The following is a 17,126-nucleotide window of genomic DNA, read 5'->3' as shown; positions in this document are numbered from 1 at the left end:
AGCGAGCGCAGCGAGCGAGACGAAACGCCCGAAACGCCCGAAACGCCCGAACCACAGCAAAGGCCCACGATGACCGCGACCCTCCCGGAGCGACCCGCCGCCGAGGCATCCGTCCCTCCGCTCGCCCCGCCGGAACGTCGGCGCGGGCGGCGCTCCCCGCTCACCTGGTACCGCGGGGGAGGCCTGGCGAACCTGTTGTTCGTGCTGCCGATGGTGTTCGTGTTCTTCTTCTTCTCGTGGTCCCCGATCGTGCAGTCAGTGATCATGAGCCTGCAGAAGACGAACCTGCTCGTCTCGGAGTGGGTCGGCCTCGACAACTACCTCGCGGTGCTGACGGACCCGCAGCTGGGGCGGGCCGTGATAAACACGGTCTACTTCGCGGTCCTGGCGCTGCTGTTCGGGTTCCCGCTGCCGCTGTTCGTCGCGGTGCTCATGAGCGAGGTGCGCCGCGGCAAGGGGCTGTACTCGGCACTGGCCTACCTCCCCGTGGTCATTCCGCCGGTCGTCGCAGTGCTGCTGTGGAAGTTCTTCTACAGCGCCGACCCGTCGGGCGTCTTCAACACCGTGCTCGGGTGGTTCGGCATCCCGCCGCAGCCGTGGATCTCGTCGGCGGTGCAGGCCATGCCCTCGCTCGTGCTCGAGGCCACCTGGGCGGCGGCGGGCGGCTCGATCATCATCTACCTCGCGGCGTTGCTGTCGGTGCCGCCGGAGCTGTACGACGCGGCGGAGGTCGACGGCGCCGGGATCTGGCGGAAGGTGTGGCACGTCACGCTGCCTCAGCTGCGCGGCATCCTCTTCATCATGCTGATCCTGCAGATCATCGCGACCGCGCAGGTGTTCCTCGAGCCGTTCCTCTTCACCGGCGGCGGACCGGCGGGGGCGACCAAGACGATCCTGCTGTACATCTACGACAAGGCGTTCCGCAACAGCCTGGGCGGCGACTACGGCGAGGCCACCGCAGTGTCGGTGCTGCTCGCGATCGTGCTCGCGATCCTGTCGTGGCTGTACTTCAAGCTCACCAACCGCTGGAGCACCTCATGATGTCGACGATCACGAACGCCGAGCGTCGCGAGGGTCTGCGCGGCTGGCTGTCGCGCCGCAACCCGGGCGGCGGACGCAAGCGCGAGTCCGTCGACGATCTCGCCGAGCGCACGATCGTCTCGTCATCCGAGCGCCGACGCCCCGGAACCCGGTTCGGGATGTCGGTGACCCACGTCTTCCTCTTCGTCTCGCTGGTGATCGCGGGCCTGGGGCCGATCCTGTGGCTGGCGAAGTCCGCCGTCACTCCGACACAGGACACCCTGCAGCAGCCGTTCGCGCTGTGGCCGAACGGGATCGACTGGCAGAACCTGTCGATCGCCTGGAACGACATCCACATCGACCAGTACTTCTTCAACACGATCGTCCTCGCCGCCGGGGCATGGTTCGCGCAGCTGTTCATCGCGACGACGGCCGGCTACGCGCTGTCGGTGCTGCGGCCGAAGTACGCGCCGATCCTCAACGCGCTGGTGCTGGCGACGCTGTTCATCCCGGGCATCGTGCTGCTCGTGCCGCTGTATCTGACGATCGTGCGGCCGCCGTTGCTCGGGGCCGACGCGAGCCTGCTCAACAACTACCTGGCCGTCTGGCTGCCGATGGCCGCGAACGCGTTCAACATCCTCTTGGTCAAGCGGTTCTTCGACAACCTGCCGCGGGAGGTGTTCGAAGCGGCCAAGACCGACGGCGCCGGTCCGTTCCGGCTGTTCTGGTCGATCGTGCTGCCGATGTCGAAGCCGATCCTCGGTGTCGTGTCGGTGTTCGCGATCATCGCAGCGTGGAAGGACTATCTCTGGCCGATGCTGGTGCTTCCCGACCCGGCCGTGCAGCCGCTGTCGGTGCGGCTCCCGGCCGTGCAGTCGCAGACCGAGCTCGACGTCTTCCTCGCAGCCCTCGCGATCGCCACCCTCATCCCGATCGCGATGTTCCTGCTGTTCCAGTCCGTGTTCCTGCGGTCCGCCGGCCTCGGCGGTGCAGTCAAGGGCTGACCCCTCCTCCTCTCTTCTCTGCGGTTTGTGCGGAGAACACGCCGTTTTCGGCGCCGCGTTCACGGCGTGTTCTTCGCACAAACGGAGGGAGAAGGGGCGCGGCGGCGGGCGAACAGGGCGGACGGGCCTCCTCGATCAGGGATGCCAGCCGGCATCCATCAACGCCTGCCGGACACGCGCGACGGCCTCGTGCAGGTCGTCCGCGTGGTGCCGCAGCACGTGGATGACGCGCCAGCCGGCGGCCTCCAGTCGCTCGAGTTGCTCCTTGTCGCGGAGGTACTGAAGGTCGTCGAGTCGATGCTGCTCGCCGTCGTATTCCACCAGCACGCGGTAGCGGGGGTATGCGAGGTCGCCGTGGCGGATGAACATGCCATAGCGGTCGTGAAGCGGAGCGTTCACCTCCGGCTCGGGGAGACCTGCGGCGACCAGCGCCAGACGCACCGAGGACTCGCGGACGGAGTCCGTGCGCGGCCGGATCAGCTCCACAGCCTCGCGCAGCCTCGGGGATCCGTGGCGGCCGGCGGATCTGCGCACCGCTGTCCGCAGCTGCTCGAGGGTCGCGTCCGGGCTGCGTCGCCGGACCAGGTGGTCGCCGAGAGCCACCAGTTCGTCCACCGTCAATACGGAGGCCAACGCGCACCACGTCTGCACCGGCGAGGTGACCCGGAGACCGTCCCGTTCGACGGCGGTCACCAGGTCGCGCGGGGCGAAGTGCGCCACGACGCCGGCGCGCCGCGGCCGCGCCTGCCGTGTGGACGTGGAGATGTGCACACGCAGATCCTTCTCGAGGCGCGCGGGCAGCGGCATCCCGTGCCATCGCGCCGCCGTGCCGTGACTCAGCGCGGCCCTGTCACTCATGATCAGCCGGAACGCTTCGGCTCGGGCCAGGGCGATCTCGCGCAACTCGCCCCAGTAGTCATCGGCGGCTTCGGCGTCGCTGAGCGAGAGCAGCGCCGGCGATGAGATCGGGCTGCGGATCCCGCGGAACGGTGAGCCCAGGTCGCTGCGCCGCATCCGCGCGTCGCCGACACCATGCGCCCGCCCCCGCTCCCTTGTGAAGTGCGTGCGGAACAGTTCCGGCGGAAGAGCGCGTGGACGTCGCATCGCCCGATCGTCGCGAACCCTCACCCCGATGCCGTGCCGGGCGGCGACTCTCGTGGACAACCCGCGCCGTCGCTCCTTTGTGCAGGAGTCGCCGACAGGTCGGGCCCCTCCCGCCCGTCCCACGGTTTGTGCGAGGAACACGCCGTTACGACGCCACCCGAAACGGCGTGTTTTCCGCACAAACGGAACGAAGGAGGAGCGAAGGAGGGGGAGCTGGGGGGCTAGAGGTCGTGGGTGGTGTGGCCCTTGGGGACGACAACCAGGAGCGCGGAAGGCTCCACGCGGGTCGTGACCCGCACGGCCTCGCCGAACTCGTCGCCGTCGAGTTGGACCGGTCGCGGCTCGTGCGTGGCCAGCTCGATCCCGGCGCCACGGGAGTAGAGCACCGCATTGTCCCTCGTGCGCAGCGACAGCACTCGGCGTCCCGCGCGGAACCGGCGCAGGAAGCTGTTGTCCCAGGCCACCCGGCGCCACACGAACAGCCAGCCGAAGACGCCCTTGGGCTGGAAGATCACGATGTCCAGCGCCCCGTCGGCCACCGATGCCTCGGGGATGAGATCGAGGCCGCCCGGCAGCTTGCCGCAGTTCGCGAACAGCACGCTCTGCACGCGCGACGAGTGCAGGCGATGCCCCGGCAGCTCGTACACGACGCGGAACGACTTCGCGCTCGGCAGCGCACGCGCCGCACCGTCGACGTAGGCCACCCATCCGACGGTCTTCTTCAGCTGCGGGTTGGTGTTGGCGATCATGGCGGCGTCCAGGCCGATGCCGCCCATGACGACGAACGCGTGCTCCTCGGTGGTGCCGTCGGGTCGGCGCACCTCGGTCCAGCCAACGTCCATCGCGAGCGTGTCGCCGTCGAAGACCGCACGCACCATCGCGGCGGGATCCGTCAACGGCAGGCGCAGGTTCCGCGCCAGCAGGTTGCCGGTGCCGCTCGGCACGATTGCCAGGGGCACCCCGCTGCCGCTCATCGCCTCGGACACGGCGCGCACCGTGCCGTCGCCGCCGGCGACGAGCACCGCCTGCACACCCTCCTCGAGGGCCTGCCGCGTCACGTCGTCCCCCAGGTCGTCGACCGTCGTCTCGTAGAACAGCGGCTCGGACCAGCCCGCCTCCGCAGCCAGGCGCGCGACCTGCTCCCGCAGGTCGTCGCCGTCGACCTTGGTCGGGTTGTAGACGAGGGCGGCCTTTGGCGACGGGCGTTCGGCGACATCCGGCATCGGCCGGGTCTCGCCCTCGCGGCCGACGCGGCGCGCCTCACCGGTCTCGCCGTCGGCGGTGTCGGGGGCGACGTCCTCGGGCTCGCGGATCACACCGTCCGGCTCTGCCGCCTTCTCGGGGTCGGGTGCGTCGGGCCGGTGGTCTGCCCTGGATGCCGCGTCACCGGCGCCGGCGGACTCACGCGCCGCGTCGGACTCACGCTGCGCGCCGGCCGCCGCCTCACCGGGAGCGCCGGATGCCGCATCACCAGCGTCGGATGCCGCGGCGGGGGCGTCGGGCCCCGCCTGCGCGTCGCGGGCCTCGGCGGCGTCGGACGCCGTGTCGTCCGGTGGCGTGTCCGCCACGGCATCCGTCTGCTCCTGGATCTCGGTCGCGACGGCGTCGAGCTCCGCGGTGGTCGGGCCGTCGGCGTAGATCGCGTCGGCCGGGTGCGGCGGGTCGAGGTCTTCGCGCCGAGGCTCGTCGTTCGATCCGGAAGCCGCCATGCGTCTTACCTTAGGGCGCCCTGGTCGGGAAGGGTCAGGATGCCGCGGCACGGGGCCCGACTAAGCTTGCAGGGTGATCGATCCCGTGCTGCTTCGCGACAATCCCGAGCTGGTCAAGCGCTCGCAGGAGGCGCGGGGCGAGTCGACCGACACGGTGGATGCCGCGCTGCGCGCCGACCGTGAGCGCCGCGCCGCGATCACGGCCTTCGAGGAGCTGCGGGCGGCGCAGAACGCGCACGGCAAGCGGGTCGCGCAGTCGCCGAAGGAAGAGAAGGCCGCGCTCGTCGCCGAGGCCAAGGAGCTGAGCGATCGGGTCAAGCAGGCGCAGCAGGCGGTGACCGCCGCGGAGGAGGCGTTCACGGCCGCCTTCGAGGCGATCGAGAACATCGTGATCGAGGGCGTTCCCGCCGGTGGCGAGGACGACTTCGTCACCCTGCGCACCCACGGCGAGATCCCCGCGTTCGGCTTCGAGCCGCGCGATCACCTGGAGCTCGGCGAGCGGCTGGGCGCGATCGACATGGACCGCGGCACCAAGGTGTCGGGCAGCCGCTTCTACTTCCTCACCGGGATCGGCGCGCGCCTCGAGATCGCGCTCATGAACCTGGCACTCGACCGCGCCCTGCAGGCGGGCTTCACGCCGATCGTGCCGCCGACCCTGGTGCGCCCCGAGGTGATGCGCGGCACCGGCTTCCTCGGAAAGCATTCGGCAGAGGTGTACCACCTCGAAGACGACGACCTCTACCTCGTCGGCACCAGTGAGGTACCGCTGGCCGGCTACCACATGGACGAGATCCTCGACCTGTCCCGCGGTCCCAAGCGCTACGCCGGCTGGTCGACGTGCTACCGCAGCGAGGCCGGCTCGTACGGCAAGGACACCCGCGGCATCATCCGCGTGCACCAGTTCAACAAGCTCGAGATGTTCGTCTACACGACTCCCGAGGATGCCGAGGCCGAGCACCTGCGCCTGGTGGCGATGCAGGAGGGCATGCTGCAGGACCTCGGCCTGTCGTACCGGGTCATCGATGTCGCGGCCGGCGACCTCGGCTCGTCGGCGGCCCGAAAGTACGACGTCGAGGCGTGGGTGCCGACGCAGAACGCCTACCGGGAGCTGACGTCCACGTCCAACTGCACGACGTACCAGGCCCGGCGCCTCGACATCCGGTACCGCCCGGACGGGGGCAAGACCCAGCCGGTGGCGACCCTCAACGGGACGCTGGCCACCACGCGCTGGATCGTCGCGCTGCTCGAGACGCACCAGCGCGAGGACGGCTCGGTCGTCGTCCCGGAGGTGCTGCGGCCCTTCCTCGGCGGGCTCGAGGTCATGGAGCCGATCGAGTGACCGAAGCGCACCTGCCCGCGACGGGCTCGGTCAAGGTCGTAAAGCCGAGGAAGGCCGCGAAGCTCGTCGAGAGGGTCGCGCGCGACACCGAGGATGCCGCGGTCGCCACCGAGCGGCTCCTCATCGCCCTCGATCTCGACGGCACGGTGCTCCTGGAGGACGAGTCCCTGAGCCCGGGCGTCGTGGAGGCCGTGGAGCATGCGCATCGTGCCGGCCACGAGGTGATGGTCGCCACCGGCCGCAGCTGGGAGGGCACCCGCGGCATCCTGCGGATGCTCGGCATCGCCCCCGAGTTCGTCGTCTGCTCGAACGGCGCGGTCGTGCTCGCTCGCGTCGACGGTGACGATCTGCAGTACGACCGGTGGCATGTCGAGACGTTCGACCCTCGCGAGGTGCTCGTGCAGCTGCGCGAGCACCTGCCCGACGCCCGGTATCTCGTGGAGCTGCCCGACGGGCAGCGGCTGTACACCGAATACCTCGACGACTGGAACCTGGTGCATGCGCGTCGTGTGCCGTTCGACGAGCTCGGCGCCCAGCCGGTGTGCCGCATCGTCGTGGTCGCGCCCGACCAGGGTGAGCGGGACTTCGTGGACCTCGTCTCGCGCATCGGCCTGCATCAGGTCTCGTACGCCGTCGGGTGGACCGCGTGGCTCGACATCGCCCCGCAGGGCGTCGACAAGAGCACCGGACTGGAGCTCGTGCGCACGGAGCTCGGCATCGACCCGGCTCACGTGCTCGTGATCGGCGACGGCCGCAACGACGTGGGCATGTTCCGCTGGGCGCTGGATCACGGCGGTCGCGCCGTCGCCATGGAGCAAGGCCCCCAGGAGGTGCGGGATGCCGCGGGCGAGACGACCGCGTCTGTCCAGGCCGGCGGCGTCGCCGAGGTGCTCCGTCAGCTCTGACCGCCCCCGGGGCCGCCGACCCCGTAGCGGGCGCCCCCGAAGCGTCCTGCGGCGCCGGCCGGCGGCGGCATCCGGAGCGTCCTTCAGAGGATTGCCAGGCGGCGTTGGAAGAATGGCCGACAGGCCTGTCCGCTAGACTCGACGCCTGTTCGACGGATGCCTCCCCGGGGGCGGCGTCGTCGGGAGGGTTGTCCGAGCGGCCGATGGACCTGGTCTTGAAAACCAGTGGGCAGCAATGTCCCGTGGGTTCGAATCCCACACCCTCCGCAGAGACGGGGTGAACGAGAGACGGCAGCGTCCGAAAGGAACCGAGTGAGCTCGACGCACAGGCCCGGCAAGCGGGGCCGCCGCACGGTGGCCCGCCACGGTGAACTGTCGTCTCCGAGCCCGGTCGGGTTCGTGCTCAAGCTGCTGGCCGTCATCGTCGCCGTCGTGGCGGTCTCGGGGGTCGGGGTCGCCGCGTACGCGACGTATGACCTGACCGCCAGCTTCGCCGACGACGCGGTGGAGCTCCAAGGGCAGAAGTCGGTTCCGCCCGACATCGGGGCGATCGAGGGCGGCGTCGACATCCTGCTCGTGGGCACCGACGAGTGCGAGGAGCAGTACGCGTACCTCTTCGGCGCACGGTGCACGGGGGCGGATGCCGGCGGTCAGCTCAACGACGTCAACATGCTCGTGCACATCTCCGACAACCCGCGCCGCGTGACCGTGGTGTCGTTCCCGCGCGACCTCATGCTGGGGCTGCCGTCGTGCACCCGCGAGGACGGGTCGACGAGCTCGGCGACCTCCAAGTCGCAGATCAACGAGGCGTGGGGCCGTGGCGGTCTGTCGTGCGTCGCCCGCACCATCTCGGATCTGAGCGGTCAGAACATCCCCCTGGCCGCCAAGGTGAGCTTCGGCAATGTCATCAACATCACCGATGCCATCGGCGGCGTCGACGTCTGCATCGGCAACGGCGGCATCAAAGACAAGTACACGGGCATCAACTGGCCGGCCGGTCCCCGGACCATCCAGGGCGTCGAGGCGCTGCAGTTCCTGCGCACGCGCCACGGTCTCGAGAACGGCAGCGACCTCGCGCGCATCTCGAACCAGCAGCAGTACATGTCGAGCCTCGCACGCAAGCTGGTCAGCGACGAGGTGCTCTCCGACCCCGCAACTCTGTACAAACTCGCCACGACGGCGGTCGACAACATCACCCCGAGCAAGTCGCTGACCAACCCGATGACGCTCGTGCAGATCGCCCTCGCCGTGAAGGACGTGCCGTTCGAAGACATCGTGTTCGTCCAGTACCCGGTGCTCACCGATCCCGCCGACGTCAACCGCGTCGTACCCGACTACGACTCCGCCGAGAAGCTGTGGGAGGCGCTGGCCGCCAACGAGCCGCTCGAAGTGACGCACGACCAGGACCTCACTGGCGGCGTGATCGTCGCCGACCCGCCGCAGACCGAGACTCCGGTCGACCCGGTCCCGACCACCGAGCCCACAGAGGGCGCGACTCCCGCGCCCAGTGAGACGGCGGTGGCGCTGCCGAACAACATCCCCGGCCAGAACGCCGCCCAGCAGACCTGTTCGGCCGGAAACGTCAGGGCCAACGGCTGATGGCGCGCTCGAAGCGGTCCTCGGCAGAGGGCCAGGCGCCGATCGCGCGTCACGGGGCGCTGAAGTCGCGGCATCCTCTCGTCACGATGCTCGCGATGCTGGGCGTCGTGCTCGGCGTGGTCGGGCTGAGCGCCACGGGCGTCGCCGCGTACAACGTGTGGGACGCGACGCAGGCGATCACGGCGAACGCGGTCGTGCTCGACGAGGAGAAGCCGCTGCCCCCGTCGCTGGGTGCGATCGAGGGCGGCGTGAACATCCTCATGGTCGGCACGGACTCGTGTGAGGGGCAAGACGTCAGCATCTTCCCGCGCTGTGCGAACGACGATTCGCCGGGGGAGCGCAACGACGTCACGATGCTCGTGCACATCTCCGACGAGCCGCGCCGTGTGACCGTGGTGTCGTTCCCGCGCGACATGCTGGTGCCGATCCCGTCGTGCCAGAAGCCCGACGGCAGCGGCAGCATCTCGGCGATGTCGTCGCAGATGATCAACGCCTCGTACTGGTACGGCGGGCTGGGCTGTACGGTCGACACCGTCGAGGCACTGGTCGGCGATGAGCGCTTCCACATCGACTTCGCGGCCGCCATCCGGTGGACCGGCGTGATCAACATGTCGGACGCCATCGGGGGTGTCGACGTGTGCGTGGCCGGTGACATCAGCGACAAGCACACCGGCCTGAAGCTCACCGCCGGCAATCACACCCTGAAGGGCGTCGAGGCCCTGCAGTTCCTGCGGATCCGCCACGGCATCGGCGACGGGTCCGACCTCGGTCGCATCTCGAACCAGCAGCAGTTCATGGGGTCGATGGTGCGTAAGCTCCAGTCCGACGCGGTGCTCGCCAATCCCGCCACGCTCTTCAATCTCGCGACGACCGCGGTGAGCCAGGTGCAGCAGGGGCAGCTGGTGCTGAGCTCGGGCCTGACGAACCCGACGCTGATGGTGCAGATCGCCATGGCCGTCAAGGACGTGCCCTACGAAGACATCGTGTTCGTGCAGTACCCCACCCGTTACGCCTCCGGTGAGGGCGCCAGCCGGGTGCTTCCGGTGAAGGATGCCGCGAAGGTGCTGTTCGACGCGATCCTCGCCAACGAGCCGCTGGCGCTGACCGGCGATGCGAGCCAGGGCTACGGTGTCGAGGTGACCGGCGAGGCCACCCAGCCCGTGACGCCCGACCCCACCGCCACGGCCGACGCCGGCGGCGCTCCGAGCGGCGAGGCGCCCCCGGCCGGTGACGCCGGTGCCGAGACCCCTGCTTCCGGGCAGCGTGTGGAGCTTCCCTCCGACATCGCCGGGCAGACCGCCAAGGACATCACCTGCACGCAGCCGGAGAAGTGACGCCGGTTCGGAACCGCGGCGCCGACCCGTTATGATCGATGGGCGCGACCAAACCGCTTCGGCGTCCGGTCGCCTGGAGACGTCGCATAGTCAGGCCTAGTGCACCACCCTGCTAAGGTGGAGTCCCCGTAAGGGGACCGAGGGTTCAAATCCCTCCGTCTCCGCAGTATCTTCCCGCCCGGATCTGTTGATTTTCTGCGGATTTTCGGCCGCCTTCGAGTTCCTCGATTGATTCCGTGCCCACATTCTGCCCACATCTGATTCGTGGCGGGCATCGTGCGCTGCCGGAAAGCATGCGGGCCGTGCCGGGTGCCGAAGTGCGGCGTCAATCTCGTGCGAGCGGCGCGCGCCCTGCGCGGGCGTCAAGTTGTGCGGCGCGCGCCTGATCCAGCGCGGTCGAAACGGCGTCGAGGTCGTCGTCGAACAGGTCGGCGTACACGTCCAAGGTCATCGCGGCGGAGGCATGACCGAGCATGCGCTGGATCGCTTTCACGTTTGCGCCGGACTGCAGAGCGAGCGATGCGGCCGTGTGGCGCAGATCGTGGATGTGCAGTTGGGCGACTCCGATCGACTCCGCGGAAGTCTTGAACCACGACTTCGAGGCTGCGCTGGTACGAACTGGCCTCAGGTAGGTCCCCTCCTTGTTGGGGAACACCAGATCGTCGGGGCCGAGTCGCGCGACGCGTCCCGCCAACTCGTCACGCAGGAACCCGGGGCATCGGCACGCTTCGTATCTTGTGAGACTTCGGGGTGCCGACGTAGATCTCGCCATTGACCTCGACGGCGTTCGTGACGACCCAGATCCGGGAACGCGTGAAGTCGATGTTCTGCGCGGCGAGCCCCGATATTTCCGCCCAGCGCGTGCCGGTATACGCGAGAGTTCGAACCAAGGTCGCATACTCTCCGCTCGCGCTTGCGAGATCCTCGACTTGCGCGTGGTTCAAGTAGATGTGCCGCGATGTGGTCTTCTTCGGTAGACCGATCTTGCCGCCACGAGCCGGATTGACGGCGATGCGGCGATCGTGGACCGCATCATCGAGAATCGACGCCAGCACGCCTTAGGTGCGAATCACAACCGAGGCGCCTAGGCCCCGGTTGAGCTCCGTAACCCACGCTTTGACATCCGAATGGGCGATGTCTGTGATCGCTATCCGGCCCCATCGCGGGTTGACGCGCAACCGCCACGCCGTCTCGATTGGCGAGTAGGCCGAAGGCTTGAGCGACGCGTGCTTCGATTCGAGCCACGGAATCGCGAGCTCTGCGACCGCCACACGAGATCTGCTCGGAGCGACGAATGTGCCCTGAGCCTTGCTGACTTGGATGCTCGCGAGAAACTGCTCGGCGTCCCGCTTCGTCTTGAATCCGCGTTTGTCGGTCTGCGAACCGTCGGGGCGGCGATACCTCACCCGGTAACGCCTGCCCTGCGTCGTTGAGTACGAAGCGACGCTACCCATAAGCGGGCCGCCCGATGTTGGAGGTGAGGCCGGTGAGCCATCCCGCGGCGCGCGCATTTTGGATCCACTCGGAGGCGGTGCGCTCCGGAATGTCCAGTTCGGCGGCGATGAGTTTGACGGGTGGCAGGTCGGCGAGCGCGGCCGTGCCGTAGAGGATTTCGATGACTTGCCACCGTTCGTCCTTGACGCCCCGCTTGATGACGGCCTCTGCCATCCAGGGTGGGATGATGCGGCTGTCGCTGCTGGTGAGGTCTACGACGGTGGTCCAGGGTGCCGGGGTTGTCGTCGAGTTGGAGCGCGATGCGACGGGGGGATGGCGGTCTGCACGATCGCTTGTGGGGCGGTGTGCTTAAGGCGGTCCTCATTGAAGTCGTCGGCGATCGCGCGGTTGCCGATCGCGGTGATGAGGTACCGGCCTCGCTGCGCTGTGTAGTGCGCCTCGACTACTCGGTGTCGTCGAGTCGGAACCCGACCTTGAGTGTCACCTGGACGTGGTGGATGCTGTTCTGCTCAAGGTGACCCCGAATGGAGACGACCTCGAACCAATCCAGATTGTGGAGCGTCTTCGCGGCTCTTTCGATCCCGCTTCTGATCGCTGCATCCACTCCATCGGTGGACGTACCCACGATCTCGGTGACGCGGTAGGTGTGTTCAGTCATCACGTGCCTTTCGTCGAGCGGTCAAGCGGCAACTTACTCCACCTTCTCCGACGTGCGTCAGACGTCCGCAGGAGCCAGGACGATGTCGAATCGGGCGCTTGACCACGTGTGCCCGTCGAGGTCGCGCCCATCGGGAGTCGCCTCGTCCGCGTCGTGAGAGACGAAGTCCTTGATCAGCGACTCCTTCACGCCGAAGACGGCGTCGCGTTCGAGCAACTCGTCCCCTCTCACGAAGATATGGGTGACGAGAGTGCGCTTCTCGGGGGCCGTGACCATGAAGTGGAGATGCGAGGCACGCATGGGGGACCGGCCGACGGCCTCGAGCATCTTGCCCACGGGGCCGTCGTACGGAATGGGGTATGGCGTCGGGGTGAGGCCCCAGAAACGGTATCCGCCGTTCTCATCGCTGAACAGACGAGCGCGCGCGGCTTTGCGATCATCGCTGTACTGGATGTCGTAGAAGCCGTCCTCGTCGGCTTCCCAGACCTCGATCCGGGCCCCCGCGATCGGGTTGCCCTCGGTGTCTGTGACCGTGCCCTCCACCCAGCAGGGTTCGCCGGCCGCCCCGAACGCGATGTCCGCACCGTTCTCGACCAGCGGCGCATCCTGGTCGAAGAAGGGCCCGAACACCGTCGCCTCAGTCGCGTTCGCGTACGCCTCGTTGTTGACGGCGACGACCTGCATCGAGGCGCCCAGCACATCCGACAGGAGGATGAACTCCTGGCGCCTGTCGTCGGTGATGTGTCCGCACGCGGTCAGGAAGGCGATCGCGGAATTCCACTCCTCCTCGGTGAGGCGCACGTCACGGATGAAGGCGTGAAGATGCCGTACGAGTGCCTGCATCACCGTTCGCAGCCGATCGTCCGGGGCATTGCTGAAGGACTCGACGACGGTCTGGATCAGTTCCTCCTCGCGAGCGCTCTGCGCGGCGGAGATGTCAGCGGTGGCGGTCATGCGGGAACCTCCCTTTCTGTGATCGGTGTTCCGGCCCACGCGTCTCGGAGCAGACTTTCGATATCGGCGACGGCGGCCTGACGGGGATTGGATGCCGGGATGGCCTCCGCCGCGAGCAGTGCCGCCTCGGAGATCTGGTCTTCTTCGAATCCGATCTCGCGCAGGGAGGCCGGAGCGCCGAGCTCCTCGCGCAACGCCCAGAGTCCGGGTGCTGCCGGCTCACCGTCGAGAGCCGCCGAGATCCGGCTGCCGGCGTCGGGTGCGGCGGGCACGTTGAACGCCGCAACGTAGGGAAGCACGACTGCATGCATCTCCGCGTGCGGCAGGTTGTACGCGCCGCCCAGCACGTGGCAGATCTTGTGGTGCAGGCCGGAACCAGCCGACGCGAATGCGACTGCGGCGAGATAAGCGCCATAGAGGGTCTGCTCTCGGGCGTCCATGTCATTGCCGTCTCGCGCGACGGCGCGCAGTCCCGGCACGAGCGCACGAAGCCCCTCGCTGCCCAGGGCCCGGTTGATCGGGTCGGCGCGCGGCGCCCAGAAGCCGTCGACCGCGTGGGCGAGGGCGTTGAGGCCGGAGGCGACCGCCTGACGTCCGGAGAGCCCGGCGCTCAGCGACGCGTCGTAAACGATGACGCGAGGCAGTACCCGCGGGTCGGATCCGGTGGTCTTGCGCTGATTCTCCGTCAGCCCCCAGACATTCGTCGCCTCGGATCCCGCGAAGGTCGTGGGAACGGCGATGATCGGGATGCCGGTGCGCAGCGCGACGATCTTGCCGAGTCCCGTCGCCGAGCCACCGCCGATCGTGATGATGGCGTCCGCACTTTGATGCTCTGCGAGCTCTGTGGCGGCATCCGCTCGGTCGCTCGGTACGTGCTGGATCACATCATCGATCCGCGCGACGGGGTTCACTCTGGCGGCGACAGCGTCGGCGAGGTCGGTCACGAAGGCGTCCGCGATCAGGAGCACGCGCTCCGCCTGCAGAGCAGCGGCGGCGGCGACCGTGTTCTCGAGCGCCTGGCCCGCGCCGAACAGCACGCGCTGCCCCAACGTGGTGTGGTCGAAGACGACGGTCACCGGCGAACCTCGGAGCTCACGCGGCTCAGGGCCTGCGTGAGAGCGTCCTCCAGGGCGAGCGCCGGATCCTCGACGAGGGACATGGAGCGCCAGGCGATGATCTTGTCCGGCCGTACCAGGATGACCCCGTCCTCGTCGATCTCGCGTGCGCGCGCCCAATCGAAGTAGAGATCCTCCACCTCGCGGCCGGGTCCGATGACGACGGCGTGAAGGTCGATGCCCAGCCGCTCGGCGACAACAGGAGCGGCATCCGCCCACCCCTGACCCGAGATGCCGGTGAACAGGGTGAAGCGCGTCGACGGAGCAAGGTCGAGGGTCGACCACTTGTGCTGGTTGTTCCCGAGCCAGACATGAGGCAGCGGCGAGCCGGGCACCGTGGACTGCTGGTAGTACAACTCGGGGTCGCGCGTCGGGCTGGGTCGCTCGGAACCGTCGGAGACGACGGCTGTGGAGGTGTAGAACTGGCCGAGTTCGACGCCGTGGGCGTTGAACTCGTAGTCCTTCAGCTCCATCGCCTGACGAAGGGCCTCGCGACGCATCCGTCCCGTCGGGGTGTCGAGTTTGCGCTCCTCGATCGCGGCGACCATCTCCTGCTCGTTCTCGGCGGTCGTGACGCCGAGGGCCTCGAAGAACCCCCCGAATTCGCGCGAGGACTTGTTCGCCCGAGTCACGATCTGCCGGGCGACCGGCGCCCGCTCCGCGGTGTACGTGTCGAGCAGGGCGGGGCCCGCCTGCCCTCGCAGAACGGCGGCGAGCTTCCACGCCAGGTTGTAGGAATCCTGGATCGACGTGTTCGAGCCGAGTCCGTTCGAGGGCGGATGCCGGTGGATGGCGTCGCCGACGCAGAAGACGCGTCCCGTCTGGAGCTCGGTGGCGAACATGTTGTTGTTGCCCCACAGCGACGTGCCGGTGATCTGGATGTCGATGTCGCGGGAGCCGAGCAGCTGGTAGACGACCTCCTTGGCGGCGGCCTCGTCGAGCTGCGGCGCCGGCTGGGTGATGTCGTACCCCCACACGATGAGCCACTCGTTCCAGGTGCGCACCATCCGCACCAGACCAGCTCCGATGCCGCCGACGTTCGCACCCGGCTGGACGACCCAGTAGAGCACCGAGGGACGGTGACCGACGAGTTCTTCGAGGTCGGCGGTGAAGGTGATGTTCATGGAGCCGGCGATGTCCATCTCGCCCTCGTACGGGAGACCGGCGTGCGCGGCGACCTTCGAGCGGGCGCCGTCGGCCCCGATGAGGTACTTCGACCGCACCTGGTAGTGACTTCCGGTCACCCGGTCCAAGACGGTCGTCGTGACCCCGTCGTCGTCCTGCACGTGCGACACGTACTCGCTCGAGAAGCGGGTCTGAGTGCCTCGCATGGTGGCGTTGCGAACCAGGATCGGCTCGAGGAGGTGCTGCGGCATATCGCAGTTGAGCGTCGGCGACGACGCCTCGTAATCGGCGTGCCGCTGTGGACTCGTGCCCCACGTGAGGATGCGTCCGAACTCTTCGCCGGCAATCGATGAGCAGAACACCGTGTCACCGATGAGCTCATGCGGGGTGGCGAGCGCGTTCACCTCGTCTTCGATGCCCATGTCGCGGAAGAACTCCATCGCCCGCTGATTGGTGATGTGGGCGCGCGGGGTGTTGGCCGTCCACCGGTACTTGGTGATCATGATGTTCGGGATGCCGTAGGTGGCAAGGGCGAGCGCCGCTGATGAGCCCCCGGGTCCGGACCCGACGATGAGGACGTCGGTCTCCGCGATGTTACCGGTGGGCAGCGCGGTCGCTGCGATCCCGTCGTTGAACTCCGCCATGAATGCCTCCGAGCACGCCACGATCGTTGTGGCCGTCCCGCCAGTCTCGACCTCGTCTGGGCGCACGGCCAGACGGTGGCGGAAACGGACAAGCGCATGTCCGGATCCGTCAGATGCGGTCGGCCGCCGCCCGCACTTCGCTCGGGGTCTGTTCGTAGCGCTCGCGGAAGATGCGGCTGAAGTGAGACGCCGAGACGAACCCGCAATACTGCGCGATGTCCTGGACGGTCATCGAGCCGGGTGCGCTGAGAATCTTGTGTGCGAGGGACAGGCGCAGTTCGGTGATCGTCCGCCCGACGCCCGTGCCGGTTTCTTCGAAGGCTCTCGTCAGATGGCGCTCGCTGACCCCGATGCCGCGGGCGACGGAGGAGACGGAGATCGACGGATCGCGGAGGTTCCGCTTCATCCATGCCATCGCTGCCCGCCGGCGGGCGGAGGCCGAGTTCGCCCCGTCTGTGCTGAACAAACTGCGCATCAGATCCAGGGCGCTGCGCTCGATCGCGGCCAGGGATTCTGCATCCGCGTCCATGAGACTGTGGCGGATGAGTCTGGCGAGTGCGGCCGCGTGCACGTCTCCGGTGGGAGCATCGGAGAAGTTCATGATGATCGGAGCCTTCGGGAGCTCGCGCTCCGACACTTCTTCGAACACCGCCCGGGGCACGGTGAGGACGAACTCGTGCAAGCCCTGGGCGAAGCCTCGCATGAAGGGTTGGTTGACGTCGCAGACCAGCATCGTCCCTGGACGCTGCAGATGCACCCCGTCCTGGTGATAGAAGAACGCATCCCCGGCGAGCGTGAAGTAGAGGGCAGCCCCGTCGGCCGCGGCCGCCGCGATGTGCGCTGGTGTCCGCTCCACGATGTGGGAGTTGGCGCCCACGCGCGCGAAAGTCAGTTGAGGCAGGCGAAGATTCACCTCCGTCGCCTCGAGCGGCCGCCCCTCGAGGGACCGTGCCGTCAGGCGCAGCAACGCTCGAGCGTTGTGGTGCTCCCACTGCGCGATCCGTTCGTCGCGGTTCAGCCCTCGGGTCGAGAACGATTCGTACCGACCCTTCAGCTCTGCGCGACCGCGGACCGGCTTGGGGGCCTCGAAGGCCCCCGCCGTCCAGTGGGGTGACTCGCCGCTTGCCATGCCGCCCTCCGCATCGTTGCGCATTCGGTCCG

The 17,126-nt window shown here is 68.2% G+C and carries 17 protein-coding genes and 2 tRNA genes; 8 read left to right on the top strand and 11 right to left on the bottom strand.

Going from position 1 to position 17,126, the window contains the following annotated elements; all coding sequences use genetic code 11:
- Nucleotides 1-69: 69 nt before the first annotated feature.
- Nucleotides 70-1,041: a carbohydrate ABC transporter permease gene (locus C9992_RS08255; protein WP_200826262.1), complete on the top strand. Its 972-nt coding sequence runs from the start codon at nt 70-72 to the stop codon at nt 1,039-1,041.
- Entirely contained in the window at nt 1,038-2,024 is a 987-nt protein-coding gene (locus C9992_RS08250) for a carbohydrate ABC transporter permease (protein WP_106815087.1), read from the top strand. Before C9992_RS08255 ends, C9992_RS08250 begins: the two co-directional genes overlap by 4 nt.
- Before the next feature lie 135 nt (nt 2,025-2,159).
- On the opposite strand, the gene C9992_RS08245 is transcribed toward C9992_RS08250, so the two are convergent.
- Nucleotides 2,160-3,128 carry a hypothetical protein gene (locus C9992_RS08245; RefSeq protein ID WP_146145312.1) on the bottom strand — a complete coding sequence of 323 codons (969 nt, stop codon included), beginning with the start codon at nt 3,126-3,128 and terminating at the stop codon, nt 2,160-2,162.
- A 221-nt stretch (nt 3,129-3,349) separates the two neighbouring features.
- Entirely contained in the window at nt 3,350-4,837 is a 1,488-nt protein-coding gene (locus C9992_RS08240; RefSeq protein WP_106815085.1) for a diacylglycerol/lipid kinase family protein, read from the bottom strand.
- A gap of 73 nt (nt 4,838-4,910) precedes the next feature.
- Here C9992_RS08240 and serS point away from each other — a divergent pair, with 73 nt between their 5' ends.
- The 6 genes from serS (at nt 4,911) to C9992_RS08210 (ending at nt 10,178) form a co-directional block, all read left to right on the top strand.
- Nucleotides 4,911-6,176 (top strand): serine--tRNA ligase, encoded by a 1,266-nt coding sequence (serS, locus tag C9992_RS08235; protein WP_106815084.1) that lies wholly within the window; start codon nt 4,911-4,913, stop codon nt 6,174-6,176.
- Nucleotides 6,173-7,081, top strand: coding sequence for an HAD family hydrolase (locus tag C9992_RS08230; RefSeq protein WP_106815083.1), 909 nt, complete (start codon nt 6,173-6,175; stop codon nt 7,079-7,081). Before serS ends, C9992_RS08230 begins: the two co-directional genes overlap by 4 nt.
- A 182-nt stretch (nt 7,082-7,263) precedes the next feature.
- Nucleotides 7,264-7,348: transfer RNA gene (locus C9992_RS08225), tRNA-Ser, on the top strand.
- Between the two features lie 45 nt (nt 7,349-7,393).
- Complete coding sequence (locus C9992_RS08220) at nt 7,394-8,680, top strand: LCP family protein (RefSeq protein ID WP_235008122.1); 1,287 nt, start codon at nt 7,394-7,396, stop codon at nt 8,678-8,680.
- Nucleotides 8,680-10,014, top strand: a complete 1,335-nt coding sequence (locus C9992_RS08215; protein WP_200826261.1) for an LCP family protein — start codon at nt 8,680-8,682, stop codon at nt 10,012-10,014. Before C9992_RS08220 ends, C9992_RS08215 begins: the two co-directional genes overlap by 1 nt.
- Before the next feature lie 75 nt (nt 10,015-10,089).
- Nucleotides 10,090-10,178 (top strand) — tRNA-Ser (locus C9992_RS08210).
- A 161-nt stretch (nt 10,179-10,339) separates the two neighbouring features.
- Here C9992_RS08210 and C9992_RS18385 read toward each other — a convergent pair.
- From C9992_RS18385 to C9992_RS08175, 9 genes are all read right to left on the bottom strand, one after another.
- Entirely contained in the window at nt 10,340-10,708 is a 369-nt protein-coding gene (locus tag C9992_RS18385) for a tyrosine-type recombinase/integrase (protein ID WP_235008120.1), read from the bottom strand.
- Between the two features lie 4 nt (nt 10,709-10,712).
- Nucleotides 10,713-11,069, bottom strand: a complete 357-nt coding sequence (locus C9992_RS18380) for a site-specific integrase (RefSeq protein ID WP_235008118.1) — start codon at nt 11,067-11,069, stop codon at nt 10,713-10,715.
- A 3-nt stretch (nt 11,070-11,072) separates the two neighbouring features.
- Nucleotides 11,073-11,468, bottom strand: coding sequence for an Arm DNA-binding domain-containing protein (locus tag C9992_RS18375; protein WP_235008116.1), 396 nt, complete (start codon nt 11,466-11,468; stop codon nt 11,073-11,075).
- Complete coding sequence (locus tag C9992_RS18200) at nt 11,461-11,682, bottom strand: hypothetical protein (protein WP_200826260.1); 222 nt, start codon at nt 11,680-11,682, stop codon at nt 11,461-11,463. The genes C9992_RS18375 and C9992_RS18200 overlap by 8 nt, the downstream gene beginning before the upstream one ends.
- A 229-nt stretch (nt 11,683-11,911) precedes the next feature.
- Nucleotides 11,912-12,127: a dodecin gene (locus C9992_RS08195; RefSeq protein WP_106815327.1), complete on the bottom strand. Its 216-nt coding sequence runs from the start codon at nt 12,125-12,127 to the stop codon at nt 11,912-11,914.
- Nucleotides 12,128-12,184: 57 nt separating this feature from the next.
- Entirely contained in the window at nt 12,185-13,081 is an 897-nt protein-coding gene (locus tag C9992_RS08190) for an intradiol ring-cleavage dioxygenase (RefSeq protein WP_106815082.1), read from the bottom strand.
- Nucleotides 13,078-14,157, bottom strand: coding sequence for a maleylacetate reductase (locus C9992_RS08185; protein WP_106815081.1), 1,080 nt, complete (start codon nt 14,155-14,157; stop codon nt 13,078-13,080). Before C9992_RS08185 ends, C9992_RS08190 begins: the two co-directional genes overlap by 4 nt.
- Nucleotides 14,154-15,965 carry an FAD-dependent oxidoreductase gene (locus tag C9992_RS08180; protein ID WP_106815080.1) on the bottom strand — a complete coding sequence of 604 codons (1,812 nt, stop codon included), beginning with the start codon at nt 15,963-15,965 and terminating at the stop codon, nt 14,154-14,156. Before C9992_RS08180 ends, C9992_RS08185 begins: the two co-directional genes overlap by 4 nt.
- A 109-nt stretch (nt 15,966-16,074) precedes the next feature.
- Nucleotides 16,075-17,094: a helix-turn-helix transcriptional regulator gene (locus C9992_RS08175; protein WP_160150851.1), complete on the bottom strand. Its 1,020-nt coding sequence runs from the start codon at nt 17,092-17,094 to the stop codon at nt 16,075-16,077.
- Between the last annotated feature and the right edge of the window lie 32 nt (nt 17,095-17,126).

It is taken from the genome of Microbacterium timonense, assembly GCF_900292075.1.
GTDB classification, from domain to species: domain Bacteria; phylum Actinomycetota; class Actinomycetes; order Actinomycetales; family Microbacteriaceae; genus Microbacterium; species Microbacterium timonense.
This window is presented reverse-complemented; position numbering and strand designations above follow the sequence as displayed.

Coding starts and splice junctions, on each gene's coding strand:
- C9992_RS08255 (WP_200826262.1), top strand. CDS start 70: ATGACCGCGACCCTCCCGGAGCGACCCGCCGCCGAGGCATCCGTCCCT.
- C9992_RS08245 (WP_146145312.1), bottom strand. CDS start 3,128: ATGCGACGTCCACGCGCTCTTCCGCCGGAACTGTTCCGCACGCACTTC.
- C9992_RS08195 (WP_106815327.1), bottom strand. CDS start 12,127: ATGACTGAACACACCTACCGCGTCACCGAGATCGTGGGTACGTCCACC.
- C9992_RS08215 (WP_200826261.1), top strand. CDS start 8,680: ATGGCGCGCTCGAAGCGGTCCTCGGCAGAGGGCCAGGCGCCGATCGCG.
- C9992_RS08180 (WP_106815080.1), bottom strand. CDS start 15,965: ATGGCGGAGTTCAACGACGGGATCGCAGCGACCGCGCTGCCCACCGGT.
- C9992_RS18375 (WP_235008116.1), bottom strand. CDS start 11,468: ATGGGTAGCGTCGCTTCGTACTCAACGACGCAGGGCAGGCGTTACCGG.
- C9992_RS08240 (WP_106815085.1), bottom strand. CDS start 4,837: ATGGCGGCTTCCGGATCGAACGACGAGCCTCGGCGCGAAGACCTCGAC.
- C9992_RS08190 (WP_106815082.1), bottom strand. CDS start 13,081: ATGACCGCCACCGCTGACATCTCCGCCGCGCAGAGCGCTCGCGAGGAG.
- C9992_RS18200 (WP_200826260.1), bottom strand. CDS start 11,682: ATGGCAGAGGCCGTCATCAAGCGGGGCGTCAAGGACGAACGGTGGCAA.
- C9992_RS08250 (WP_106815087.1), top strand. CDS start 1,038: ATGATGTCGACGATCACGAACGCCGAGCGTCGCGAGGGTCTGCGCGGC.
- C9992_RS08175 (WP_160150851.1), bottom strand. CDS start 17,094: ATGGCAAGCGGCGAGTCACCCCACTGGACGGCGGGGGCCTTCGAGGCC.